30 protein-coding genes are annotated in these 24,494 nt (G+C 28.3%); 7 read left to right on the top strand and 23 right to left on the bottom strand.

All coding sequences use genetic code 11. The annotated features are described in order from the left end of the window. Both B2W91_RS19945 and B2W91_RS19940 read right to left on the bottom strand, forming a co-directional pair. The coding region (locus tag B2W91_RS19945; protein WP_291584131.1) for an ABC transporter permease at nt 1-1,074 on the bottom strand (1,074 nt) is incomplete at its 3' end. Between the two features lie 587 nt (nt 1,075-1,661). Further along, nucleotides 1,662-2,009, bottom strand: a complete 348-nt coding sequence (locus tag B2W91_RS19940; protein WP_291584129.1) for a winged helix-turn-helix transcriptional regulator — start codon at nt 2,007-2,009, stop codon at nt 1,662-1,664. Between the two features lie 126 nt (nt 2,010-2,135). Here B2W91_RS19940 and B2W91_RS19935 point away from each other — a divergent pair, with 126 nt between their 5' ends. Both B2W91_RS19935 and B2W91_RS19930 read left to right on the top strand, forming a co-directional pair. After that, a complete protein-coding gene (locus B2W91_RS19935) occupies nt 2,136-2,645 on the top strand; it encodes a flavin reductase (RefSeq protein WP_291584127.1) in 510 nt (169 codons plus the stop codon). 349 nt (nt 2,646-2,994) lie between these two features. Further along, nucleotides 2,995-3,504, top strand: a complete 510-nt coding sequence (locus B2W91_RS19930; RefSeq protein WP_291584125.1) for a flavin reductase — start codon at nt 2,995-2,997, stop codon at nt 3,502-3,504. A gap of 60 nt (nt 3,505-3,564) precedes the next feature. Here B2W91_RS19930 and B2W91_RS19925 read toward each other — a convergent pair whose 3' ends face one another. After that, nucleotides 3,565-4,497 carry a GNAT family N-acetyltransferase gene (locus tag B2W91_RS19925; RefSeq protein ID WP_291584123.1) on the bottom strand — a complete coding sequence of 311 codons (933 nt, stop codon included), beginning with the start codon at nt 4,495-4,497 and terminating at the stop codon, nt 3,565-3,567. A gap of 667 nt (nt 4,498-5,164) precedes the next feature. Here B2W91_RS19925 and B2W91_RS19920 point away from each other — a divergent pair. After that, entirely contained in the window at nt 5,165-5,695 is a 531-nt protein-coding gene (locus B2W91_RS19920) for a hypothetical protein (protein ID WP_291584121.1), read from the top strand. Between the two features lie 86 nt (nt 5,696-5,781). Here B2W91_RS19920 and B2W91_RS19915 read toward each other — a convergent pair whose 3' ends face one another. The 4 genes from B2W91_RS19915 to B2W91_RS19900 all read right to left on the bottom strand — a co-directional run bounded on the left by B2W91_RS19915 (nt 5,782) and on the right by B2W91_RS19900 (nt 9,289). Beyond that, a complete protein-coding gene (locus B2W91_RS19915) occupies nt 5,782-6,366 on the bottom strand; it encodes a TetR/AcrR family transcriptional regulator (protein ID WP_291584119.1) in 585 nt (194 codons plus the stop codon). Nucleotides 6,367-6,444: 78 nt separating this feature from the next. Beyond that, entirely contained in the window at nt 6,445-7,071 is a 627-nt protein-coding gene (locus B2W91_RS19910) for a hypothetical protein (protein ID WP_291584117.1), read from the bottom strand. Between the two features lie 99 nt (nt 7,072-7,170). Beyond that, complete coding sequence (locus B2W91_RS19905; protein WP_291584115.1) at nt 7,171-7,743, bottom strand: nitroreductase family protein; 573 nt, start codon at nt 7,741-7,743, stop codon at nt 7,171-7,173. A 211-nt stretch (nt 7,744-7,954) separates the two neighbouring features. After that, complete coding sequence (locus tag B2W91_RS19900; RefSeq protein ID WP_291584114.1) at nt 7,955-9,289, bottom strand: MFS transporter; 1,335 nt, start codon at nt 9,287-9,289, stop codon at nt 7,955-7,957. 312 nt (nt 9,290-9,601) lie between these two features. On the opposite strand from B2W91_RS19900, the gene B2W91_RS19895 reads away from it, so the two are divergent. From B2W91_RS19895 to B2W91_RS19885, 3 genes are all read left to right on the top strand, one after another. Then, nucleotides 9,602-10,138 (top strand): sigma-70 family RNA polymerase sigma factor, encoded by a 537-nt coding sequence (locus B2W91_RS19895; RefSeq protein WP_291584111.1) that lies wholly within the window; start codon nt 9,602-9,604, stop codon nt 10,136-10,138. Beyond that, complete coding sequence (locus B2W91_RS19890) at nt 10,116-11,177, top strand: DUF4179 domain-containing protein (protein WP_291584110.1); 1,062 nt, start codon at nt 10,116-10,118, stop codon at nt 11,175-11,177. Before B2W91_RS19895 ends, B2W91_RS19890 begins: the two co-directional genes overlap by 23 nt. A gap of 399 nt (nt 11,178-11,576) precedes the next feature. Beyond that, a complete protein-coding gene (locus tag B2W91_RS19885) occupies nt 11,577-12,761 on the top strand; it encodes a pyridoxal phosphate-dependent aminotransferase (protein WP_291584109.1) in 1,185 nt (394 codons plus the stop codon). A gap of 61 nt (nt 12,762-12,822) precedes the next feature. Here B2W91_RS19885 and B2W91_RS19880 read toward each other — a convergent pair whose 3' ends face one another. The 14 genes from B2W91_RS19880 to B2W91_RS19815 form a co-directional block, all read right to left on the bottom strand. Continuing rightward, nucleotides 12,823-13,776, bottom strand: coding sequence for a DUF2232 domain-containing protein (locus B2W91_RS19880; RefSeq protein WP_291584107.1), 954 nt, complete (start codon nt 13,774-13,776; stop codon nt 12,823-12,825). A 69-nt stretch (nt 13,777-13,845) separates the two neighbouring features. Next, the gene (locus B2W91_RS19875) at nt 13,846-14,616 is read right to left on the bottom strand and encodes an ABC transporter permease (protein ID WP_291584105.1); all 771 of its coding nucleotides are present in this window, start codon (nt 14,614-14,616) and stop codon (nt 13,846-13,848) included. After that, complete coding sequence (locus B2W91_RS19870) at nt 14,604-15,248, bottom strand: ABC transporter ATP-binding protein (RefSeq protein ID WP_291584103.1); 645 nt, start codon at nt 15,246-15,248, stop codon at nt 14,604-14,606. Before B2W91_RS19870 ends, B2W91_RS19875 begins: the two co-directional genes overlap by 13 nt. Nucleotides 15,249-15,397: 149 nt before the next feature. Next, nucleotides 15,398-16,261: a pentapeptide repeat-containing protein gene (locus B2W91_RS19865; protein WP_291584101.1), complete on the bottom strand. Its 864-nt coding sequence runs from the start codon at nt 16,259-16,261 to the stop codon at nt 15,398-15,400. 50 nt (nt 16,262-16,311) lie between these two features. Next, on the bottom strand, nt 16,312-17,019 hold the full coding sequence (locus tag B2W91_RS19860) for an endonuclease V (protein ID WP_291584099.1): 708 nt from the start codon (nt 17,017-17,019) through the stop codon (nt 16,312-16,314). A gap of 440 nt (nt 17,020-17,459) precedes the next feature. Beyond that, nucleotides 17,460-17,930 (bottom strand): hypothetical protein, encoded by a 471-nt coding sequence (locus B2W91_RS19855; protein WP_291584097.1) that lies wholly within the window; start codon nt 17,928-17,930, stop codon nt 17,460-17,462. A 48-nt stretch (nt 17,931-17,978) separates the two neighbouring features. After that, nucleotides 17,979-18,647 carry a hypothetical protein gene (locus B2W91_RS19850; protein ID WP_291584095.1) on the bottom strand — a complete coding sequence of 223 codons (669 nt, stop codon included), beginning with the start codon at nt 18,645-18,647 and terminating at the stop codon, nt 17,979-17,981. A gap of 28 nt (nt 18,648-18,675) precedes the next feature. Further along, nucleotides 18,676-19,200, bottom strand: a complete 525-nt coding sequence (locus B2W91_RS19845; protein ID WP_291584093.1) for a hypothetical protein — start codon at nt 19,198-19,200, stop codon at nt 18,676-18,678. A 177-nt stretch (nt 19,201-19,377) separates the two neighbouring features. Next, nucleotides 19,378-19,704 carry a hypothetical protein gene (locus tag B2W91_RS19840; protein ID WP_291584091.1) on the bottom strand — a complete coding sequence of 109 codons (327 nt, stop codon included), beginning with the start codon at nt 19,702-19,704 and terminating at the stop codon, nt 19,378-19,380. 217 nt (nt 19,705-19,921) lie between these two features. Beyond that, nucleotides 19,922-20,557, bottom strand: coding sequence for a hypothetical protein (locus B2W91_RS19835; RefSeq protein WP_291584089.1), 636 nt, complete (start codon nt 20,555-20,557; stop codon nt 19,922-19,924). 135 nt (nt 20,558-20,692) lie between these two features. Beyond that, nucleotides 20,693-21,406 carry a hypothetical protein gene (locus B2W91_RS19830; protein WP_291584088.1) on the bottom strand — a complete coding sequence of 238 codons (714 nt, stop codon included), beginning with the start codon at nt 21,404-21,406 and terminating at the stop codon, nt 20,693-20,695. A gap of 710 nt (nt 21,407-22,116) precedes the next feature. Further along, entirely contained in the window at nt 22,117-22,530 is a 414-nt protein-coding gene (locus B2W91_RS19825; protein WP_291584086.1) for a hypothetical protein, read from the bottom strand. Between the two features lie 20 nt (nt 22,531-22,550). After that, complete coding sequence (locus B2W91_RS19820) at nt 22,551-23,099, bottom strand: hypothetical protein (RefSeq protein ID WP_291584083.1); 549 nt, start codon at nt 23,097-23,099, stop codon at nt 22,551-22,553. Nucleotides 23,100-23,109: 10 nt separating this feature from the next. Continuing rightward, nucleotides 23,110-23,298: a hypothetical protein gene (locus B2W91_RS19815; protein WP_291584081.1), complete on the bottom strand. Its 189-nt coding sequence runs from the start codon at nt 23,296-23,298 to the stop codon at nt 23,110-23,112. A gap of 163 nt (nt 23,299-23,461) precedes the next feature. Here B2W91_RS19815 and B2W91_RS19810 point away from each other — a divergent pair, with 163 nt between their 5' ends. Beyond that, nucleotides 23,462-23,644, top strand: coding sequence for a hypothetical protein (locus B2W91_RS19810; RefSeq protein ID WP_291584079.1), 183 nt, complete (start codon nt 23,462-23,464; stop codon nt 23,642-23,644). Between the two features lie 178 nt (nt 23,645-23,822). Here the strand turns inward: B2W91_RS19810 and B2W91_RS19805 are convergent, their stop codons facing one another. Both B2W91_RS19805 and B2W91_RS19800 read right to left on the bottom strand, forming a co-directional pair. Continuing rightward, nucleotides 23,823-24,164 (bottom strand): hypothetical protein, encoded by a 342-nt coding sequence (locus B2W91_RS19805; protein WP_291584077.1) that lies wholly within the window; start codon nt 24,162-24,164, stop codon nt 23,823-23,825. Between the two features lie 15 nt (nt 24,165-24,179). Then, nucleotides 24,180-24,428 carry a hypothetical protein gene (locus tag B2W91_RS19800; RefSeq protein WP_291584075.1) on the bottom strand — a complete coding sequence of 83 codons (249 nt, stop codon included), beginning with the start codon at nt 24,426-24,428 and terminating at the stop codon, nt 24,180-24,182. Nucleotides 24,429-24,494 lie beyond the last annotated feature (66 nt).

Here is a 24,494-nt window from a genome sequence, read left to right as displayed (position 1 = left end):
ACTTTTTCCACTACCAGTACTTCCTATAAAGGAAATTGTCTCTCCCTTTTTCGCTGTAAAAGATATATTTTTAAGTACAGGTTCTTCTCCACCTGGATAAGCAAAGGTAACATTGTTGAATTCTACTAATCCTCTAATTTCTGTATCCTTCACTCCATTTTCTGGACTTTTTATAAGGGGATCTGCTTCTAATAATTCTTGAATCCTCTCTGCTGAAACCTGCGCTTTAGGATACATAACGAATACCATTGAAAATAGCATCATAGAAAACATAGCATGGAATAAATAATCTATAAAGGCAACCAATTGGCCAACTTGAAGAGTTCCTATATTTACCATTTTACTTGAAATCCAAAGTATTGCTAAAATACCTATATTTAATAATAGAAAGAAGGTAGGTTGTGAAACTGCCATAAGTTTATGCAGTTTTTTGGAGATATCTGTATAGTCTTCATTGGTTTTCCCAAATCTTTCTCTTTCATAATCATCGTTACCAAAAGCCCTGATTACTCTTATCCCTGTTAAATTTTCTCTAGATATACGATTTAATTTGTCTAATCTCTTCTGCTGAGTTTGTGACATAGGATGAGATTTTTTAGCTATAATAACTACTCCTATTATTATAAAAGGTATTGTTACTGCTAAAACTACAGACAATGGTAAACTTGTTTTAAGAATCATTACTAAGCTTACAGTAAACATAACTGGTGTAATTAATGCTATTCTAAGCAGGGTATTAGTAAATAGTAATAATTGAAAGGCATCATTAGTAGTTCTAGTGATCATTGAAGATACTCCAAATCTATCATATTCACTATGAGAAAACTCCTGTGTTTTTCTAAAAATATCATTTCTCATATCTCTAGTTATGCTAGTGGATATCTTTGCAGAACAATACCCAAGTAATATAGTACCCATAACTCCAATTATGGATATGGCTACAAGTATAAGCCCCTTTTCTTTTATATAAGCTATATCACTATTAGCTATACCCACATCAATGATTTTAGCCATTATTGTTGGAATACCTAATTCAACTAATGCAAAACCAAAAACTGATATTATATTTATCATAATAAACAGTTNNATTATGTTCTCTAACTCCTTTCATCATATGTTTAAAATTATTCTTAATATGAGCCTACTGATTTATGGTATAAAGTATATTATATACCATGACTTTTTAATGTCCACACATATTTTAAAAAAATTTTGCACTTCTTATATATAATTTTTCTATTTATCTTTAAATATATACCCCCATATCATTAGTTTTTACCAATGATATGGGGGGTATATATTTAAACTACCTAAAGGGCTAATTTATCACTAATAACTATGTATTTAAATATTTTAATCAAACTAATTTCTTTNNGAAGCCCTTTAGGGTTCCCCTGAGGTGCAGCATAACTGTGAGCGACACCAATAACTAGTTATTAATATGAAGGGACTATAGCTGCTAGTTTCTTTATAAGAAATTGCTACGTAACTTCAAAAATGAAATTAATTAAAAACTTCTTTTATAAAATAAGAGAAGTATCAATAATCCTCAATTGTATAAGTGAGCCTTTGATATAAGACTCTTCTTTTCTTATAGTTTAATTTCTTTTATTATAGTTTTAAAATTTATATTGAATGCCCAAAATATAAATTTTATTTTCTTATTTTCTTTGATTATGCACACCATTATCCTGAAAATTTAAGCTTCCCCATTTACACATTTCTTCTAGAATAGGCATAAGAGATAATCCTTTTTCTGATAAAAAATATTCTACTTTTGGTGGAACTTGATGATATTCTTTACGAATTATAATATCGTCAGATTCAAGCTCCTTTAGTTGGCTGCTTAACATTTTATGAGTAATACCTTTAACAGATTTCTTTAGTTCTCCATAACGCATAACTTTACATTTAGATAGCCAAAACATTATAACCATCTTCCACTTACCACCAATTATAGATAATGTATATTCAAATGGTGCTGAGTGCACTTCTATTTTTTCATCCACTTCATTACTCTCCTTTTGGTTAGTATCTTACATTAAAGTGCATACTATATTTTTGTTATTATTTATATGATAATATATTTAAAAGTATTTTGTAAAATAATTCATATTATGAAAGGAGATTATATTATGAACAAATTTGTGGAAATAAAGCCTGAAGAGTTAAATAAAAGCCCATTTCAACTTATCAGTAAAGATTGGATGCTAGTAACTGCTGAAAAAGATAATAAGGTAAATACAATGACTGCATCCTGGGGTGGCTTTGGTGTTATGTGGGGTAAAAATGTAGCCTATATTGTTATAAGACCTCAGCGTTTCACTAAAGAATTTGTAGATAACTCTGATACTTTTTCACTAACATTTTTTAATGAAAGCTTTAGAAAACAACTAAGCTATCTTGGAACTGTATCTGGAAGAGACGAAGACAAACTATCTAAGTGTAATTTAACAGTTGAACATTCAGATAATACTCCATATTTTGAGGAGGCAAACCTTGCAATTATATGTAAAAAACTATACACTCAAGATTTTAAACCTGAATGCTTTATCGCAAGCGAACTAGATGAAAAATGGTACCCTGAAAAGGATTATCATACGATATATATAGCTGAAGTAGAGAAAGTTCTTATAAAAGAATAGTTAAAAAGCGCTACACAAGCTTTACTTGTGTAGCACTTTTTAAAATCAATTAGTTGACTAATCAACATCTTATGAGTAATACCTTTAGTAGATTTCTTTAGTTCTCCATAACGCATAACTTTACATTTAGATAGCCAAAACATTATAACCATCGTTCACTTAACACCAAGTATAGATAACGTATACTCAAATGGCGCTGAGTATACTTCTATTTTTTCATCCACTTCATTACTCTCCTTTTAGTTAGTATCTTACATTAAAGTGCATACTATCTTTTAATTATTATATATATAATAATTAAAAGATAGTATTTTGTAAAATAATTCATATTATGAAAGGAGATTATATTATGAATAAATTTGCAGAAGTAAAGCCTGAGGAGTTAAATAAAAGCCCATTTCAACTTATCGGTAAAGATTGGATGCTAGTAACTGCTGAAAAAGATAATAAAGTAAATACAATGACTGCAGCTTGGGGTGGCTTTGGTGTTATGTGGGGTAAAAATGTAGCCTATATTGTTATAAGACCTCAGAATTTCACCAAAGAATTTGTAGATAACTCTGACACTTTTTCTCTAACATTCTTTGATAAAAACTTTAAAAAGCAATTAGGTTATCTTGGAACTGTATCTGGTAGAGATGAAGATAAGATTTCTAAATGTAATTTAACAATTCAGCATTCAGATAATACTCCATATTTTGAGGAGGCAAACCTTGCAATTATATGTAAAAAACTATATGTTCAAGGTTTTAAACCTGAATGCTTTATCGCAAGCGAACTAGATGAAAAATGGTATCCTGAAAAAGATTATCATACAATATATATAGCTGAAGTAGAAAAAGTTCTTATAAAAGAATAATTGAAAAGTGTTACACAAGCTTTACTTGTGTAACACTCTTTTCAGATATAATATGTTGATTTAAATATATTCTTTATATTGACTATTCCACGATTTCTTCCAATAGTAACTAGTATAAGATTTTTTAAAGCCAACTGCTTCATAAAATCCTATAGCTTCCATATCCGGTTCAACAAAAGCTACCGTAGCTCCTAATTTTCCACAGCGTTTAATTGCTTCAAGCATAGCAGCTTTCCCTAGCCCCATATTTCTAAAATTTGGATCCGCTACTACAGGCTCAACGAATGTAACTTTATTGGTATCGTCATACCACATTCCACAAATTGAAACTAAGCTCTTATCTGATGATTCAATAGTTATTGTAGTATTCCTTCTAAATTTAGTCCATGCATGCATTTTAGCTAAGTCATTAATTTCCTCCATAGGTGGTTCCCCTGGATATTCAAATCCCCTCCATATAAGTCTGCTAATTTTCTCAAAATTATAATCATCTTCAAGAGATTGTATTTTAAAACCATTAGGAATTTTTATTTCAGGAAATGGATATTCAATTAAATATCTCATTTTAATAACAGTATTGTTTTTATCTTTCTCATATCCTTCTTTTTCAATAACATTCTCAAATTCTGTATCAAACTCAGGTATGAGAATATTAATATATGAACTACCATCTTTATTTACTCCGCAAAATACTTTTTCTGCATATGTAAGCATTTGCTTTTTTAAAAATCCATACTGTGGATGTATATCAAAACCCACATATCCATAAAAAGGGCTCTCTAGCCGTACTACTCCAACAATTTCACCATTATCTTCCCATATTCCTATTCTATCTATATTAAACCATTTAATGCAGGGATGACTATGTATAAACTCCCATGATGATTTTAGCCAATTTCCATCTTTATTATCAGTAGCATAATGCTTTGATAAGAAATCTCCAATTAATTTAAAATCCCCCTCATTATTATAATTTCTAAATTTAATTGCCATATAAATTCGCCCTTTCTCTCTACATTATTTCTTCTTCAATTTATTTTAATAATTCTTTATTTAACACTCTCAACATTCTACTTTATCCTTTGTTTTTCTTCTTGCTCCTTATTTTAAGAAAACTTAATGCAAAAATAAAAAACTGTAAAAGAAATTTCTTTTACAGTCTAAAGTACAAATTTATTATGACAATAAAATTAATAATGGATAGATAGAACTACGGCTTTGAATTAAAAAGCACTATACTTCCTCTACATTAATATATTCATCAAATTAAATTACTTCAGTAATGTAAGTTTTCTTCCTAATTGCTAGTTTCATAAAAGAGCAAGCCTATTAAACCTGATTAAAACTCAAGACATATAGTACTCTTTAAGAAATACTTTCTATATTCAAAACAGAAATATTATTAGCAATTAGATTTTTTCATAACTTACATACCCTCACTTTCAATATATTATATTTATATATTACCTAATATTGCTATATTTGTAAAGTTATTATTTGTTTAAGTTTGATAATTTCCATTTCTCAATATGATAACAAAATATTAATCTTCATAAAACCAACCGTCAGTATGTATTGTTGAAAATAAAAAACATGCAATTAAATAATTTCTTTCCTCTTCTTGATAAAGGCAAGTATCATAGCTAAGATTACTAATATAATGCTTACATTTAGCTGTATATTTAAGCTTAGTCCATTTATTAAAGTTTCTAATAAAATAACTATGACCATTGATATTGTCATATTACTAGCTAAAGATTTCTTTTCTATTGCAAGCCAAATTCCAATAATGCCTACTGAAGCTACAATTATAGAAGTTATTACAATCTTCTTTATACCGAATAATATCATTGGAAATGATATTGAGTCATTTAATATAGGTTTTATGCTCTCTGTAATGGAGAATACTCCTGTAACTATTATATATCCTAATATCATAAAAACCGCTGTAAGTATTCATATAGAAAGAAATCTTAAAGATAGTTCCCTTCTACTTATATCTTCTTTTGATACTTTAAAATACATCATTGAAGATAAAGATGTAAATAATAATACCTCTACTCCACGTATAAATTTAAAAATATTTTTATATATTTGCATATCAGGGTTATTCTCAACTTTTGAAACTATAGCCATAAAATATATTAAAATACACAGTCCTATAATAGACATCTTAAATAATTTAAAATAGTATTTTTGCTACTCTTTTATTATTAGATTTAACATACTATCTCCCCTTCACTAATCGATAAGTAAGATATAAAATAATTTTATATCTTACTCACATAATTCTTTATATCTTCTAATAAGATCTGACATCATTTCTTCTGTAATAATAGGTACACCCATATTTTCAAGCATATGCCTTAAAAACTTTATTTTCTTTACTATGTCCTCAGGAGTTCTCTGAAATATAATTGGTGATAGGCATATATTCGTTAACATCATTATAACTTCTGCAATTTCCTCTGGATATTCTGATTTTAATGATCCATCTATTTGTCCCATTTCAACTATATCCCTAATTATTGGAACTACACGATTCATCATTTCTTCCATGTTTCCCAATATAAAGTATTGATCCTTACATTTTGATTTTATAGAAATATCCATTAGTCTACTTTCATCATCATTGATACTGTACATAAACATCATTCTCAGCTTCTCTAATGCAGTTAAATCTTTTTTACTTAAAATAATTCTATTTATTTCAGAACTAACCCTTAAAAATTTTCTATCCAAAACTCCGTGTAAAATTTCTTCCTTTGATTTAAAATGATGATAAATTGCACCTTTACTCATTTGTAATTCATTTATTATGTCTTGTATTGCGTCACCCTTAAACTTCTCTTCCCTATCCAATATTTTTCTAATAAAAAAATACCCCTTATTCAAATTTAAATAATGAGGCATTTTATATAATATTTATTTCTATAATATTTATTCTAAAGGATAAATTACTTTCCAATTTGTTCCTTCCAATTTTTTGCAATAAAAATAAGTATGCTCTGCTCCAACTGTACAAAGAATCCTTTTCTCTTTGTTATCAACTAAAGCCTTTTTTATTCTTTCAATCATAATCTTATTTCTACATATCCAATATAAATCCTCTACCTCTGAATTAACGCCTTCTTGAAAATTATGTTTTTTCTCTGCAATATCATTAAACTCTAAGGAATTTAAGGGGATTTTGCTTCCTTTAGAATATTTCCAAAAATCATCCATTATGGTTTCAAATTCTTTTTCTATAGCTTTAATTTCCTCTTCTGATTTTCCTTGGTAATAATCCATAGTCGTTAAGTCATCTTCAAACCAATCAACTGGGATAAATTTGATCCCCTTCTTTTTACATAAAGGTATTATTAAACGCCTATATTCGCTTGGCCCCAAATACCCATCATATTCATTATTATCACAATACTTTTCCCAATCTTCTGGCCTCACCTCTCCACAAATTACATCTGGATTAAACTTTTCTATAAGCTCTTCCATCCTTTCAAGCGAATAATTAAACTTTTTTCTCATATCATCATCATGAACTGTTCCTAAAATACCCAAAATTGACATAATAAAATACCCCCATATATTTATCTATACTAATCCTATCAATAAATCTACATTGATAGTTTTTATTAGCATGCTACATATTATAATATCAAGATAAATTTACAAACTTCCTAATTCCTTTAAATTCTTTAGTCTAGCCCTATGCTTTCTTGTGGAGTCATACTCCTCCCAATACACTCTTTTTTCATTGTATTGATACCTTGCTTCTTTTTCCTCTGCTGGATAGCCAATGTACACTACCCCTAAAGGTATTACCTTTTCAGGCAGTGACAAAATCTTGCTAACAGGCTTAACAATTGAAGGTACTGGATATACACCAATCCATACTGGTCCTAGCCCTAGTCTTGTAGCACATAGTAGTATATTTTCTATAGCAGCACTACAATCTTGTATCCAATAGTCTTTTGATGGACCACTAAAAGCTAAATCCATATTTCCACAAACCACAATAGCTGCCGGTGCATTATAATTTCCATTGTATAAATTTCCCCTAAATAAATCCATGGTTTCTTTCTTTGTCACAACTACAAACTCCCAAGGTTGTCTATTAGCTGCTGATGGCGCTGCTGTAGCTGCTTTCAGTAAATCTATAATAACTTCTCTCTCAACTTCCTTATCAGCATATTTCCTAATGCTTCTCCTAGCAAATATGCAATCCATTATATTTCCCATAAATTACTCCTTAATTATACCCTTCTCCTTCTATTAAGCTATAAAAAGTACCCACTATCAATTTCAAATAAGAATTTATCTTAGATAATATTTATTTCTTTAATTAACTTGTCTAATAAAAATATTATGAACCTTTTACACACTTATTTTAAATTTATATTAAAAAACACCATAAAATTCATTATTGAACAATACGGTATTTTGAATCCATTTATTTTTCCATATCTTCATTTATAGCCATCTCTAGCCCAGGTGATCCTATTGGCACTTTATTATTGTCTACTATTAATTTATCATTTTCATCATCTGCACATAAAGATTTTTTAAAAATTAAACTTACTATCAAAAATATAGATGAAGCTATTGCTATACACATCCATGCTTCTATTTCATCAAACAAAAACCCAAATAACATCTGACCTAAAGGCATAGCAGCCATAGATATAGATGACATCACAGTTCCGACTCTCCCCATAATCTCTAAAGGGACTTCCTGCTGAAACATAGTTCCTAATGCTATATTTCCAATAGATATTATTAACCCTATCATGAAGATAATTATTATTAAGCTTATATATGGTATCAAATTACTGCTAAATAGATTCAAATAAAATGTTGATGGTATTATGGCCATGACTGCAATTAATATGGATGTAATAAAAATATCTAAAAAGATTATTTTGCCTATGGTAATTTTCTTTGTTACTTTATTTATTACAAATGTAGCAACCATCATTGATGCCACAAAAAAACATTGTAACATTCCATATTGATAATCAGTTATTTTTAATATCTGCTTCGAAATAAATGCTAATCCTATGGAGCTTATAGGTGGAACAGCAAAATTAACTATACATGCTAAAACAATTATATTTGCTATAATTTTTTTATCTTTTATAAATTTAATACCTTGAGAAAAATCATATACAAAGGTATTTATATTAATTTTTTCAGGTTTATTATTTACTTTAGGTATGTTTATAAACATTTCACTTATAGAAGATAATATAAAACTTATAGAATTTACAATTAAGACTACAGACATCCCATAAATTCCAAATATAAAACCTGCTACCGCTGGAGCAATTAAATTTCCTATACTCATTACAAGAGAATTTATTCCGTTAGCTCCTGCCAATTCTTCTTTTTCCACAATGCTTGGCAATACAGTATTAATAGCAGGTTGAAATAGTAATGATATAAATGAAAGTAAAACTGCAAGTACATATATACTTCCTAAAGATAATTCTCCATTAACTATGTACAGTACTGCATATATTCCAATTATTATTCCGCTAAGCATATCTAAATAAACTATTACTTTTTTTCTATCTATCCAATCTATAATAACCCCTGCTATTGGTCCTAAAATAAGTTTCGGAATTAATGTTATAGATAAAACGGATGCAAATTTAGTTGCTGAACCTGTTATTTTTAATACATACAATGACAGTGCGAATCCCTGCATCTCACTTCCTATAAGTGATACAAGCTTTCCTAACATTAATAAAAGGAAATCTTTTTGTTTTAATAGCTTAAAATTCATAGTTCTCTCTCCCCTTTAATATTCTTTAATCCATATTTTTTTCATACCATATTGTAAATTATAGTTTATAAGTAATAATTTTACACCAATTGTATCATTTTCCGTTGTATAAGTAAATTGACTTCGATTATATTAGCATATTGTTTATATAAGATAAAACAACATAAATTTATCAATATGAATAGCTTGAATCTATTTTATACTTGTTATAAGTTAAAATATTTTTTATAAGTGAAACTATTTTTATAGAAGTCATCGTCTAATGATTGTAAAAGGCATAAATAAAATACCTTGATGTGGAGGTGAACAACATTGGACTTATTAATACATAAGGCGAGAAAGGGAGATCAAGAAGCCTTTATTAAACTGATGGAAATAAATAAACAGGCTATGTATAAGACGGCAAAGGCTATTCTTAAAAATGATGAGGATGTGGCTGATGCTATGCAGGAAACAATACTTGCTTGCTACACCAATATTAATAAATTAGAAAAGAGCAAGTATTTTAAAACCTGGCTTATAAAAATTCTTATTAATAAATGTAATGACATAATGAGGAAAAACAAAAATATCTTATGTGTAGCTGAAGTTAAGGAAGGTAGCTACTGTGATGATTTTACTGAAAATATTAATTTAAGAGAAAGCTTTAATCACTTAGGTAAAAACTATGACCTATTGATGACCCTCTATTATATCCATGAATTTAATATAAGAGAAATTAGCAATATGTTAGATTTAAATGAAAATACAGTGAAAACTAGATTATCTCGTGGACGAGAATATTTTAAGAATGCTTATTTAAAGTATGATGAAGGAGGTCTTACCTATGAACAAAGGTCAGGTAGATAAGGAAATAAGAAAAAAGCTAGAAAAAGACGTAATTATTCCTGACATAGTTAATGAAAAAATTAACACCGCTTACGATATTATACGAAATATTGATGTGAAAGGTAAGGATAATGACATGAAGAAAAAAACTATTATAAAATATGTGTCTTGCACCGCTGCATGTGCTTTGCTAATAATTGGACTTGGATTTGGATTAGGTAATACAGCCTTAGCTGATAAGATACCTTTTATCGAAAATGTATTCAACTTGTTTCGTTCTGATTCCAGCTTAAATTATAAAGAGAATTTTGCCAAGGGTAATCAAGGGGATTATGCTGAGACTGTAAATGTTAATTCAAGCAATAAGGATATTGATATAACTATTCAAGACATCTATTGCGATGGAAACAGTATTTTTACTACCTATATTGCAGAAGTTAAAAATAACAAATTTAGTGACTCTGAAACTCTTACATTAGATAGACCAAGCATAAAAATTAATGGTAAAAAAATAGATATGATGGATACTCTTATTTTAAAAAGATTGGAAAATAACACCTTTGTGGGAATGCATTATTTAAGTTTAATGTATTATGATGGAGATATTACTGACAAACTTAATGTGGATATTAATATTTCAAAAATTATTGGTTCATACAATGCCTATTTAAAAGGCACAGTAACCAATGCAAAGATAAAAGGAAATTGGAGCTTTAATTTGGATGTTAAAAATGATACAAGCAGAAATAACATATTTGAACCAAATATAGAGAACAATGGAGTAATCTTAAAGAAGGTTAGTATAACTCCTGGAACTACTGAAATTGAAGTAGATATTCCTCATAGCATGGGACCAAGTGCCTACATGCTAGCTCATGATAGCGCAGGCAATAAACTCTCTCCCGTTCTTGGTCAGGGTTTCCCTAGTGAAATTGGTACTTTACAACATAAGGTATTTGAAAGTTCTACTGAAGACATAGAGTATATTATAATTAAAATTGTTGATAAGAGTACTCAAGATTTAACTCAATTAGCAGAATTCAAAGTTGATTTAAAATAACTAAACTTAAAATCTATTATAAATTAAAGTAGGAAGCTTTGCTTTTACGTAGGCTCTCCTACTTTAATGAAACTTTCCCATATGGTAATTACTTTTGTAATATTATAATGTAATTATTAAAGTCACTCAATTATGAAAAATCAAAAAACTCCCTTAGCGAAATTCTATCCTCTATGTTATACTATTAGTGAGCAAAGATAGATTTTTAATTTAATATCAGAAAATTCTATCTTATCAAATTAATACATTAAACTAAAGAATAAATTATGCTATACAGAAAAAATAAAAATATATTTTATGCATAGCCGATGAGACAATAAAATTGATTAATTGATCTCTTGTAAAACAAACATAAAGGGTAATAATTTTAATTTATATTTTATTTGGGGGTAATTTAAAATGATTTCAAATGATATGGTCAAACTTGGAAAAAGACGCTCTATTATACGTGATATTTTCGAATATGGAAAAATTAGATCAAAGGAAATAGGAGCGGAAAATGTATATGATTTTAGTTTAGGAAATCCTAGCATTCCAGCACCAGATTGTGTAAAAGAAACTATTATAGACTTACTAGAAAAAGAAAATTCTATGGTTTTACATGGTTACACATCAGCTCAAGGGGATGTTAATGTTAGAAAAACAATTTCAGATTTTATTAATAGCAAATATGATACAACATTATGTGCTGATAATATATATATGACTGTTGGAGCAGCAGCATCTCTTACTATATCTTTAAAAGCATTGGCTGTTCCTGGAGATGAATTTATTGTTTTCACTCCATTTTTCCCTGAATATCGTACTTTCATTGAAAGTGCTGGTGGAAAGCTTGTTGCAGTTCCATCCAATGAAGATGATTTTCAAATTGATATAGCAAAATTCACTGAAGCAATAACACCGAAGACTAAAGCAGTTGTTTTTAACTCTCCTAACAATCCTTCAGGAGTAGTTATATCTAAAGAAAATATCCTTGCACTTTGCAAAACACTTAAGGAAAAATCAGAAGAATATGGTCATCCTATATATTTAATTTCAGATGAACCTTATCGTGAATTAGTATATGATGATGTTGAAGTTCCATACCTAACAAAATACTATGACAATACCTTAGTTTGTTATTCCTTTAGTAAATCTCTTTCATTACCAGGAGAAAGAATAGGATATATTGTTGTATCTAATGAGATGGAAGATGCAGCAGATGTATATGCTGCAGTATGTGGTGCAGGAAGAGCACTTGGATATGTATGTGCTCCAAGTTTATTCCAACGAGTTATTGCAAAATGTATTGGTCAAACTTCTGATATCACTGTTTATAAGAAAAATAGAGATTTACTTTATAATGGCTTAACAGAATTAGGTTACCAATGCATAAAACCAGATGGAGCATTTTATCTATTTGTTAAATCAATGGAGCCAGATGCTAATGTCTTCTGTGAAAATGCAAAAAAACATGAATTATTGTTAGTTCCTTCTGATGACTTTGGATGTCCAGGTTATGTAAGAATTTCTTACTGTGTCAGCACTGAACAAATTATTAATTCTATGCCAGCTTTCGAAAAGCTTGCAAAAGAATATAAATAACATAGTTAATATAAAAAATAACCGCCTGATAATTAATAAAAATTACTGGGCGGTTTTATTGTTATATGCATTTCTTTAAAAAGATTAACTGCTTATTTCTCATATCTAAAGATAAATTTATAATTATATTTCCTAATATCATTAGCCATGAAGTTATTTTAAACTCAATCACTAAAAATATTACTGTACTTAGGTTTACTAAGCTGAAAAGTAATTTAGACCTAGTTTTCATATATAAAAACTTTCCTATAAAAGAATTTGCATCTTTTAAGACAATATATAATAATATATATTTGATCGATATAGCAATAACCCTTATATATACTATTTCTATATTATAGTTTAATAAATTTAAAACTTCTAAAAGTGCTAAATATGTGATTCCCATGATGATAATATTCCTAGAGCCGCACATATAATAACCAACTTTTCTATAATTCTTAATTAATTTAAATTTTTCATTTCCATATTCATTTAGAAGCTTCAATTTTTTTCCTATTACTAAAGTTCCTAAGTATGTAGCAACTACAGTACCAGCAGGAACACATGCTACTAAAACATATAAAATAACCTGTGGTTTTATATATTTAAAGCTCCATGAATTAGCATATCCTTCAAATTCTTTTATAAAGCTATACCCTATAAGCTTAGAGAAATATATATCTATAAATATCATTAATATACAAGCAAAAATACTACAATAGACAATATCATCAATAATTTCACTATCTTTCTCTATAAATACACTGCACATAAGTCCAAGTATCATGCTTTGACTCATCCAAATGCCTGCTCCGATATCCCCTATTACTAATATTATAATTGTCAATGATGTTATTGCTGATAATGCTGTATATTTAAATCCACATTTTAAATATATAAGACTAATAATTAAAGGAACCATTACATCTAGATACAGTGAATATCCAATACCAGTCCCTATAGCTATCACGCTTAACACCACAAACAACGCAGATAACATAGCTGCTTCCACCATGTCTTTTGTTTTAAACATTTACTCACCTTTTTTCTATAAACTATAGTTTTTCTTAAGAGAATTTAATGATTTAATTTTTTGCACATTTTATAAGAATTGTTTTCTGTTATTATACAAAGATTTATAACCTAAATTTAAAGATAAAAACACAGTTATACAAACAGAAGTACAGATTGCAATCATAATAGCTATTTGGTACATAATAGCTGTGGTAGGCACTGTACCAGATAATATTTGTCCTGTCATCATTCCAGGTAAAAAGATTATTCCCATTCCTACCATGGAATTTAGTGTAGGGATTAAGGCAGTTTCTAAAGCATTATTAGCAAAAGGCTTCAAAATATCTTTAGGTTCTACTCCTAAATTGAGTAAAGTATTAATTTTATTTTTTTCTTTGTTTATGGAATCCATAAAGGCTTTTATTCCAATGTTTATTCCAGTCATAGCGTTCCCAATTATCATACCAGCTAGTGGTATAGTATATTGAGGATTAAATATAGATTTATTAACCACTATAGCCACAAAGAAAAATAGAACAAAAAGCCCTGAAAATGTTAGAGAAGCCCCTATTGCAATTTTAAAATTATGATTTAAGTCCCTTCTGCTTTTAATTACTCTATGAATAGAAAATGTTATCATAAGTACCAAGAAAATTATAGTAAATATAGGCCTAGGATTGCTAAACATATATTGAAGTATATAGCCCACAATCACAAGTTGAACTGACATTCTTAAACTTGCAACTAAAAGAAGTTTTGTTTTATTAACTTTTGATTTTTTCATTATTAGTAACACAATAATTAGTAATAAGTAAATAAGTGAAAACTGGAAAATACTCAGTGTAACTATGGATTCCATCTATTACTCTCCTTTACAATTTCAACTTTATTTTCACAAAACTCTTCAACAATATCTTTATCGTGGCTTACAACTACCATATCAATATTTTTTTCTTTACAGAAGTTTATAATATTTTTCATCACTTTACGGCTGCTTTTTTCGTCTAGAGCTGAAGTTGGCTCATCTAATAATATAACCTTAGGACATAATGATAAGAAAATAGATATATAAACCCTTTGGCGCTCTCCACCAGAAAGGGTAGATGCATTTTGATCTAAAGAAACATTTACATAACAAAGTTCAGTGATGTAACTAATATACTCTTTCTCAGGCATAGGTACTTGCCTTAAAGAATAAAAAGTTTTAAAGTTGTCTAAAATGCTCTCATCAAAAAGAAAAGGTTCTTGAGAAACTAAGCTTACCTCACGTCTTAAAGCAATAGGATCGTATTCTTCTATTTGTTTACCGTTATATAGCAGCTGTCCAGATGCTGGACTTATAGAATTATTTAACAACTTTAAAAAAGTGCTTTTACCACTTCCACTTTCTCCAACAATAAAATTAATTTTGCCTTTTTCAATTTTTACGTTATCATAAGTTAAGTTATGCTCATAAATAAGATTATTTGCTTGAAATAATTGTTCAGTCAATACTTCACCTTCCTTCATTTATATTAAAGTTAATACTAAATCTAATATATAGGCTAGTCTTAATACATAAAAAACATTAACTCTATATTTTATTATTGAAATAAATCTATTATTATAATCAATTATACAATCTAAGATTTCTAAGTTAATTATTTATCCCAATATGAAGGTCGAATTAATGATATTGGCAGCTTTGTATTAGAATCTCCCTTGGCAGAATTAATCTGAGCCTGCGTAATAAATATACTATTTGTGAGATCAGCCCCTCTTATATCAGTATCTCTCAAATCAGCACCAATAAGATCTGCACCACTTAAATCCACTCCTCTAAGATCGGCTGCAATAAGAAATGCTCCTCTCAAATCTTCTCCTTTTAGATTAACTTTCTTAAGGTCTGATCCAATAAGATTTAACCTTCCAACAATTGTATTCTTACGTTTTAAAGTAGTTTTTTGTCCTTTACAAGCTTTAACTCTCACAAGTTCACTAGTCTTTGAAAGTATAACATTAACTTTATTTCTGTGTGATACTATATCTAGTTCTATGAGAGAATCAGCATCTAAATTAGTAATCCCCATAGTTTCACTTATCATGCAGCTAATTTCCTCTTTTATACAGCTATCACACTGCACCCTTAGTGCTTCTGTTAGATACCATAGCATTTCATGAAGCTGTCTCATAACCAAAAACACATCAAACATTTGCTTTGCAGTTTTAGGATTATTTCTCCAATCACGGCCCTCATATGTAACCTGAGCAACTTTTTGTCCTGCTCCAAAACATTCATAAGTAGTGCATCCTTTAAGTCCCTTTTCTCTAAGATCTTTATGTACAGCACATTTAAAATCAGATTGCAAATTTATACAAGGTTTACCTGCATCTTTATCTATTGGAAACCCCTCAGAAGCTGAAAAATACAATGCAACGCAGCAAAACCCAAAACATTTTTCACAATCAACTCTCAAACCTTCATATGATTCCTTATCATACTTACCCTCATCTTTATATGACATACTTATTGTCACCCCATATTCTCAAAATATAAATAATTTTACCATCTAAATTATATCATAGCCTTATATACGTCTCTCATTTTATGTGTTTCTATATCTGCTAATCTTGTTGGAATGGGAATATGACTTTCTTTAGTTACTAAACTCTTTATAATTTGTGTTGAAGTTTCTAAATCTATATAATTACCAAGGGATAAGAAAATAGGCTTTACATCTTTATGCGTTCTTAATACACGTCCATAAATCTCACCATGAATAACTATATCTGTATATGCACCTTCTATATTTTCAGGCATTATAAAATCTGTGTTATCGACTTTATAATAACTTTTTGCTACACCAATTGTAGGTTTATTTAGATATATTCCTGCATGAGTAGCTATTCCCATATGCCTTGGATGTAAATATCCATTACCATCAAAAATATATAAATCAGGCTTTCTCTGTAATTTCTGAGCTGTTTCTAATACAAGTGGAAGCTCTCTAAATGCCAAACAACCTGGAATATATGGAAATTCTATTTTCCCAACTGAATGTACATTTTCAATTACTTCTTTTGTAACCGAATCTATTACAACAATACAGCACACTGCATGTTCATAATCACCTTTTTTCCAATATGCAAGGTCTATTCCTGCAACTTTTGATATGGATTCAATTTCAATTTTAGAATTTATTATTATCTTTTCACTTAACTTTTCTTGAATATCAATGCACTGTTCCTCGCTATAAATTTTATTTTTAATTATCTCATTCATAATTCTTACCCCTAACCTCTATTATTGTCACCATTAAATCTTCTATAGATCGTCTTATTATAAATTATATTACTCTATTCATATATGATAATATATCTCGTATCTATATTCGTGTATTTGCTATTGTATATTTAGTTTCTATATTTGATTTAATTTACTATCAGTCAAATTTTATTACATTACCTCCTAAAAAATGAAACTTATTTTCTACTAAAGATCCACTTTATGTGCCTGCTTTTGCTACAAGTATCTGACTTTGTGTTTTTATGTTTGTATTTTGTAGTGTTTTTTCAATGTACAAAAATAATGAACCAGCCTATTTAATTTCAGCTGATTCATTTCATCTTTTTACTGCGTTATTAAAATTCTTTAACCATTATGGCTTCATACTCATACTTCATCTAAATCATCTTTTATCCTTGAAAACTCTTTTTTATATATTATTTCCCCCAATACACCATATTACTAGGTATTACTTTTTCAAAATCATCTATTAGAAATCCTTGCCAACCTTCTGGGATATACTCTTCATGTAAGCCTAGCTCAGGATGGAATGAATAAAATATTTTTTTATCAAAGTCAATATAAAATACCGGTAGAATTTCTCTAATATCATCTTCTGGTTTCTTTGTTAATTGAAATAACTGATAATAATCGCTCAATTCCTCATAACTTACTTTATATTTTGTTATTTTATCTTTATACACACTATATTGTCGCTTTGCTAAAATATCAAATCTTATTCTCTCATCTTCAAGCGGATTTATGTCATATCCTATTATTTCAAATACTTCTTCTAATTTTTTTAAATCTAGAATCCATAATTCTTTATCTGAGACATAATATTGGTGTTCTCCATTATATTTAATCAAAACAACTACATTATCATAATGTACTAGTTCTAAATACATACAGCTCCTCCTATTTTTCTAATATTTTAGTACTATACTTTTTTTAATCTAGTTTAGTATAGATATGTAAATCTTATTAGATAAATTTAAATAAATCTTAGATTTATCAGCAATTTTAATTGCATCCCATTCAACATTGTCATCTAAATATATCTTCACATTAGTCATACTATTACTTTCTTTGCACGTAACCATCAGATTCATTTTATGCAATACTTCATTCCAATTAAAAAGCTGATATATTTGTTTATTTATATCTTCACCTTCTATATCTGTACATATAAACTTTCTTTTTATTGTATTTACATAGTAATGCATACTATCTACATTATCTCTGATATTACTTGTAATATACCAAGCCAACATCAATTCTTCATTTGTTGCTTCCTTTATTTTTTCAATATCATTCTCAAAACTATAGCCCATAGCTTCCCATAATTTTTTAAATTCATCTAGTGAAAATATAATTGGTATATACATATACTTATCTTTAAAGCAATACTTTATATTAGGAAGACACAATATATTCTTCCCTGAACGTCTAACTATTATATTGCTTTGATTTGATTTATCACCATAATTCAACTTTAATTCTATATCTGAATCTACGTCTTCAGATGTTACTAAGTTGTCTACATAGTCATTATAAATCATAATATCATCATATTTTATATTAATTCTTTCATCATATATATTACCACTTAAAACTATCTCCATTTAAATAATCCCCTAATTAGTTAATTAACTACTTTACAATATCTATAACATAGTGCATTTCATCCTCATAAACATTATCATATCCAATTTTGCAATAAAATACATTTCCCCATCCATCATTCTCTGAAACTGTTGAAAATTTTATCTTATTAATACTTGGCAATTCTATATTATTTTTATTTAGTAAATTTACTATGTTCATCACATGATGTAATGTTATATCGCTCTCAAAATTCTTATATAAGTTTTCTCTCCCAACATTCAAGACTTCTAAAAATACGTCTGTTAAAAGTTGTTGTTCTTCTTCACCTATATCTTCATCATAATCTAAATCATAAGAAAGAGTATCATTATTTAATTCTTCTGGTAATAATAACATTATTTTTGTTTCCCATAATTCCATTTTAGAACAATTCGTAAACTCCAACAAATCAACAATAAATGTATCAAAATCAGTTACAATATGAAACTTATTAATTACTTTCAATAAACATTCCAACGCAAATATAAATCTTCCTCTTATGGATACATTATTAAAATTTAAATTTTCCATTTTATCCTCCAAATTGTTATTTTTCTCTAAATGAAATACTATTTATTAAATTATATTTATTACATCTAAGCATACTCAAATTATCTTGGTAGATTTTTTCCCTTCCTATATAGAAATTTAAGTTTGGGCATTCTATTTTGTTTTTTTCTAAGTATTCTTCAATACTTAATATATCTTCTAATACGCTGTATACCTATACTCTGTATATAAATTTCCTAAACAAATTCTAAATAATCTCTCAATAATATTAGCTATGATCTTCTTTTTTTCATCATTAATATCATGTAATTCATACCTTTCAATGTTTTTTGAATTACGTTTGAGAGTATGAATATTAGCTTCCCAGCAATCAAAATCCTTTGTAAATCCCCATAATATTTCTATAAATGTAGCAACTTTTTTACTTCTTATATTCCACTCCGAACACAACTTTTCTAAGCACGTTATACTATAAGCTATTTCTTCATACATAGTTAAATCTTTAAAATCTTCTTTTTTATGCATCTTTCTACTCCTATTAATGTAGTATTCTCCACTAATCTTTCTATACTTTCTTCTGCTTCAATCATATTGCTTTTAAAACTTTATAACTAATATAAATTTTATATTCTAAGTGCCCTTTCAATAATAAATTAATACCAAATATCTTATCTATACCTTATGTAATGATTCTTATAATTTTCAAAAACACTTCTGAAACTAACCGAAAGCTTTTTTATATTTAGTCTTGAAAATATTTATATACTATATTATCTAAAATTTCATTTCCCTTTTCATTTTCTGATAAATAATCAATAAAAAATTGATTTACTGTTTCATTTTTAAAATCGCTTAAATAATTAAATAGTACATCCAAATCATTATTATTTTTCCATTGATCTAACTGTGCTTTGCAGATTCTACTGATCTCATCTATAAATTCACAGTTCTTATCCTCTCTCAATAATTCTACTATGAAATTTCTTTCATCTACATTACCACTATTTAATCTATTTATTATTTCCTCTTGATTTAGTTCACTCCTATATAGTTCTTGTTTAGCAGTTCTAAAATCTTCTATTGAGTTTCCTACCTCATCATATAACATTGACCAAAATTCCCAATAAGCAATAGATCTATAATTAAAGTTATACTTATTTTTTTCAACATTTTCATTAACATAATTATTATTGTTATTAGAGCTAATAGTAAAATACTTCGAATTATAAGGAATTACACTTCCATAGTCATCCTCAATCTTAAATAATGTATATTCCTTAATTCCACCATTTAAAGTGAATTCTCCTGCGTATACTATATAACTTTTATTAATCGTTAATGCAGGCTTTTTACCATTATTTATACATTTTACTTTCAATTACATCACCTCATTTTATTAGATACAAAATTTCATCTAAATCTATTATTCAAAATAAATCTTTTGAATTTGCTCTTAATTTTTTAGGCTTAGGTACTTTCAATTTACACTCAATGGAATATTTAGCTAAATACATCAAATTATTGTTGGATTATAATCAAAAACACTCCCAAGTGTTATACACTTTATTTCCAATATTGCACTTTCATTAGTTAGATAAAAACCTATATCATTCTCCCTAGATACATAACTCTTACCTTCTTTATAGTTATGTGCCATTCTTAATAAGCTTGTCCCTAACCCTAAAAAAGCATTTTTACTCAATTTAAATATGACATCACATCTAGATGTAATTTCTTTTTCATTCTCGTACACCTTAATTTTGGCAATATTATTGAAGCCAATATTGTGTATTTCATAATATTCATCTTCCCATTCTAAATCTATTAATACTTCTAATTGAGATTTATTTTTCTCTTCTTTTTTACATACTTTACTTATTGAATTTTCTTTTAAAGTTCCATACTCTTTTCCATAGAAATATAGTTCTGAACTATCAGGTGTTAAGAAAAATCCCATTGATTGATTTGTACAACTTGGCCCTAGTGGCTCTACTCTAATATCATAACCTTCTGGCAATCCCTCTTTACATCTTATTGCTGATACTGCAAATCCAATCATGGCCTCTTTACTTAATTCTAAGCTAACTTTATACTTTTTAGTTATATCCTTAGTTATATTTAAAATTTCAATTTGTCCAATATTATCATTTTCAATTTCATAGCATTCTTCATCTACCTTATCTAATGATATTATTTGATATCTCTCTCCTTTTAAATCATCTGACATACTTACAACCTCCATTATTTATTTTTATAAAAAATAGTAGTTTTTATAGGTTTTCCTTTTTTCTGTGGTATATAATCTGAAATATTTATGATGCTCCCTTGAGAATCAACATATATATGTCTATCAAATTTCATATTACCTTTAGGAGTTTACACCTCTAAATTCCAATGATTTAAATCTCCCTGAGAAAAACCTTCTCCGATATCTCTTCTTAAAATCACTTTATAATCTTCACCAACAATTTGTTTCATGTATGGCTCCATATTTCCAGTTACCTTATTTAACTTAGTTTGTATTGGTGCATCTTTTAATTGATTTAATATATCATTTGCTATAGGGTCAGCTGGCCCCTTTGAAGTAAAGTTAAATTTATTTTTAGTTACCTAATCAACATTTTCTGCACCACTCAATAATTGCTTTTCAGTGCTACTTACTCCCTTTGCTCAGAGTCTGTCTTATTATTTCGTGGTGATATAGTTGAGTGTTTTCAAGCTCTCCTACTATTTTATCACTAAAAAATAATGAACTAGCCTACTTGTTTTTCAGCTAGTTCATTTAGTACTTCTCTTACTGCATTATTTATATTATACATTTAGCATTTTCTTTATCTTATATTCATTTTATTAATTCTTATAAAATACTCTTTAATGCAGTAAGTATTAATATTTTTTGCAGTTAAATTACTATAACATAGTAATTGTCTATTGGAATTAATTTAGATTCCAATAGGGATTATCTTCATGTCCATCTAATTCTTTAACAATATATGAAATCATATCTCTTATATTATCATTCTCTTCTGTTTCTAAAGAACTTTTAATATATCTATATACATTACCTAGCCCTAACATCCCTATTATTCCTGTAATTCCTTCTAAAAAATCCATTGTTCTAAATGTCCAGACTTTCTTTATCCACATCTCTACTCTTTTTTTCATTTGATTATCTAGCTGGTCATACACATGCCATTGTCTTAAAGATAATTCATATAATGCATCTGTAATTTCTTCAACTCTCTCGGAATTTTTATCATTCTCAGCATAATTTAGCACATCATTAAACCAATTATATATGCTATTTTTATCCATATGATCTGGTAAATCATCTATTTTAGTTAAATCCATTTTTTCTTCTCGATTTACTTTCATTGCTTCAGACAATTCTTCGCTTTAATATATTTATCTTCAAGTTCCTTAAATTCTTTTGATTCAGCAAGCAATTGATTTATTGCCAAAATATCTTTCATGAAATTATTTGTAGTGTCAAGTATTGTATTAAATAATTCATCTTTAGAAATACTCTCGCACCAAAAAAGTTCACTTCTTCTCTTAGGCAAATTTACTATGAATTTCTCAATATGCATTTCCTTTTCTGCTTTAATCTCGCTAATTAACACTTCTTCATTATTTAACTTAAACTCAAGCCATATACTATCGCTATCAGATAGTTCTATCGCAACAAATGAACTTTCTTTTAATTGTATTAAAGCATCATTTAATCTCTTAAACCATGTAATTAAAAACTCACCACTAAATGGAATATCCTTATCGACAAATCCCTCTTTCGTGTTATTGAATATCAGCTGAATTTGTCCCATAACAGTATTCACATCTGATTCAAATTCCATTATATTATTTAATTTAAAAATTCTATTCTTTTCGTCCTCAAGGATTTCATAATTTATTAAGAACATCTAACCCCTCCTAAAATCCAAAATTCAACCAAGTCAATTTAAAATCACCATATGCTGAATGGAATACTCCATTTTCTAAATAAACTACAATACTTTCACCGAAAACTTCAACTGTATGTTCACTACTAATAAACCTTCGTGACAATACTTTGTTACCAGAAATCCCATTTGCCATAAAAGTCCAAAAGGAAGGGAGCATGAACGCCTCCGTTAAAATCATAATTAGTTAAGTAAGATAACAAGCTGCTCATGAATCCGTTTGATCTCTTTGACCAAATCAAAGCACCGACTTTTAGTAGTTTCTGGTATCGACTTATTCAAATGTTTCCGGTATCGTATATTATCAAAAGAAGGGATAAGTTATGACAGAACAAGAATTACTGACTATGTTTATTCAACAACGGGTCAATATGTTACTTGCTACTCTCAATAAAACAAAGTCTAAGAAATCTGTACAGGATCATGAAATAATTTTACAGGCGGAACTTTTTATTGATAACTTACCAGGAAAAGGTATGGTGCTGGAGCAAAATTATATTCAGTAATTTACCGATTTGCTAACTCTAGAAGAATCGTACCTTTATCAGCAAGAAGTTCTAAATTATGAAGTTTTTAAACACCATTTTAAATAGCAATTAGATCACAGCAAATGCATTAAAGCTTCTACATTTACTGTGCCACTATTCAAATTTCTAATAATTTTATTTTAGTCAGACAATCATACTAATGATCAGTGCTTACACAAATTTTTTTACATATAATTTCTCCAACCAATGGCCACGCTGATATTCTAAAAATATAAAATTCCCCATCTTCAACAATTTCTACGTCCTGAATAAAGTATTTGTAATCCATACTGCCATCTGCATTTTTCCCTTTACTATAAGTCCTATCATGCTTTAATGAAATCTCAAAGCACTGTTTGAAATCACATGTAACTTCACCTATATCATCTTTTCCGCTAAATGCGATAGTTGCATTTTCAAACCAATCATCGATATGAATAGATTCAATCGTAGTATCAATGACACCAAGTTCTATCATTTTCTTTTCTAATACATGCATTTTATCTCTCCTTTATTATCTAGGCATATGTCCATTAGGACCATTAGAAAGAACAATATTGTCGTTAATTCCATCTCCATCTAATATGTGTATATGAGGATATTTAGTTACTTTATCAGCTGGTTCAATCCTGATGCGGTAATTTCCATTACTATCTTTAGTATGAACAAACCTACCATCTGTACTGCCACTATACGCACATCCGTCTGGCAATGCTTGTTTGAGCTGTTCGGGTGTAAGTTTACTCAATTTCTCTGGCATCATATTATCAAGCTTCCCTGCCCCCTCTAAACCAAAATTAAATTTATTTTTAGAATCACTCAATAATTG

The sequence above is a fragment of the Clostridium sp. UBA6640 genome (genome assembly GCF_002455975.1).
Lineage (GTDB): Bacteria > Bacillota > Clostridia > Clostridiales > Clostridiaceae > Clostridium_J.
This window is presented reverse-complemented; position numbering and strand designations above follow the sequence as displayed.

What these genes read in the sequence shown, in the direction of transcription:
- B2W91_RS19820 (WP_291584083.1), bottom strand. Translation starts at nt 23,099, where the DNA reads ATGTTCTTAATAAATTATGAAATCCTTGAGGACGAAAAGAATAGAATT.
- B2W91_RS19860 (WP_291584099.1), bottom strand. Translation starts at nt 17,019, where the DNA reads ATGAATGAGATAATTAAAAATAAAATTTATAGCGAGGAACAGTGCATT.
- B2W91_RS19930 (WP_291584125.1), top strand. Translation starts at nt 2,995, where the DNA reads ATGAATAAATTTGCAGAAGTAAAGCCTGAGGAGTTAAATAAAAGCCCA.
- B2W91_RS19900 (WP_291584114.1), bottom strand. Translation starts at nt 9,289, where the DNA reads ATGAATTTTAAGCTATTAAAACAAAAAGATTTCCTTTTATTAATGTTA.
- B2W91_RS19830 (WP_291584088.1), bottom strand. Translation starts at nt 21,406, where the DNA reads ATGTCAGATGATTTAAAAGGAGAGAGATATCAAATAATATCATTAGAT.
- B2W91_RS19825 (WP_291584086.1), bottom strand. Translation starts at nt 22,530, where the DNA reads ATGGATTTAACTAAAATAGATGATTTACCAGATCATATGGATAAAAAT.
- B2W91_RS19875 (WP_291584105.1), bottom strand. Translation starts at nt 14,616, where the DNA reads ATGGAATCCATAGTTACACTGAGTATTTTCCAGTTTTCACTTATTTAC.
- B2W91_RS19865 (WP_291584101.1), bottom strand. Translation starts at nt 16,261, where the DNA reads ATGTCATATAAAGATGAGGGTAAGTATGATAAGGAATCATATGAAGGT.
- B2W91_RS19905 (WP_291584115.1), bottom strand. Translation starts at nt 7,743, where the DNA reads ATGGGAAATATAATGGATTGCATATTTGCTAGGAGAAGCATTAGGAAA.
- B2W91_RS19935 (WP_291584127.1), top strand. Translation starts at nt 2,136, where the DNA reads ATGAACAAATTTGTGGAAATAAAGCCTGAAGAGTTAAATAAAAGCCCA.
- B2W91_RS19845 (WP_291584093.1), bottom strand. Translation starts at nt 19,200, where the DNA reads ATGGAAAATTTAAATTTTAATAATGTATCCATAAGAGGAAGATTTATA.
- B2W91_RS19855 (WP_291584097.1), bottom strand. Translation starts at nt 17,930, where the DNA reads ATGTATTTAGAACTAGTACATTATGATAATGTAGTTGTTTTGATTAAA.
- B2W91_RS19850 (WP_291584095.1), bottom strand. Translation starts at nt 18,647, where the DNA reads ATGGAGATAGTTTTAAGTGGTAATATATATGATGAAAGAATTAATATA.
- B2W91_RS19800 (WP_291584075.1), bottom strand. Translation starts at nt 24,428, where the DNA reads ATGATGCCAGAGAAATTGAGTAAACTTACACCCGAACAGCTCAAACAA.
- B2W91_RS19885 (WP_291584109.1), top strand. Translation starts at nt 11,577, where the DNA reads ATGATTTCAAATGATATGGTCAAACTTGGAAAAAGACGCTCTATTATA.
- B2W91_RS19910 (WP_291584117.1), bottom strand. Translation starts at nt 7,071, where the DNA reads ATGTCAATTTTGGGTATTTTAGGAACAGTTCATGATGATGATATGAGA.
- B2W91_RS19920 (WP_291584121.1), top strand. Translation starts at nt 5,165, where the DNA reads ATGCTTACATTTAGCTGTATATTTAAGCTTAGTCCATTTATTAAAGTT.
- B2W91_RS19925 (WP_291584123.1), bottom strand. Translation starts at nt 4,497, where the DNA reads ATGGCAATTAAATTTAGAAATTATAATAATGAGGGGGATTTTAAATTA.
- B2W91_RS19840 (WP_291584091.1), bottom strand. Translation starts at nt 19,704, where the DNA reads ATGCATAAAAAAGAAGATTTTAAAGATTTAACTATGTATGAAGAAATA.
- B2W91_RS19810 (WP_291584079.1), top strand. Translation starts at nt 23,462, where the DNA reads ATGACAGAACAAGAATTACTGACTATGTTTATTCAACAACGGGTCAAT.
- B2W91_RS19890 (WP_291584110.1), top strand. Translation starts at nt 10,116, where the DNA reads ATGAACAAAGGTCAGGTAGATAAGGAAATAAGAAAAAAGCTAGAAAAA.
- B2W91_RS19880 (WP_291584107.1), bottom strand. Translation starts at nt 13,776, where the DNA reads ATGTTTAAAACAAAAGACATGGTGGAAGCAGCTATGTTATCTGCGTTG.
- B2W91_RS19805 (WP_291584077.1), bottom strand. Translation starts at nt 24,164, where the DNA reads ATGCATGTATTAGAAAAGAAAATGATAGAACTTGGTGTCATTGATACT.
- B2W91_RS19815 (WP_291584081.1), bottom strand. Translation starts at nt 23,298, where the DNA reads ATGCTCCCTTCCTTTTGGACTTTTATGGCAAATGGGATTTCTGGTAAC.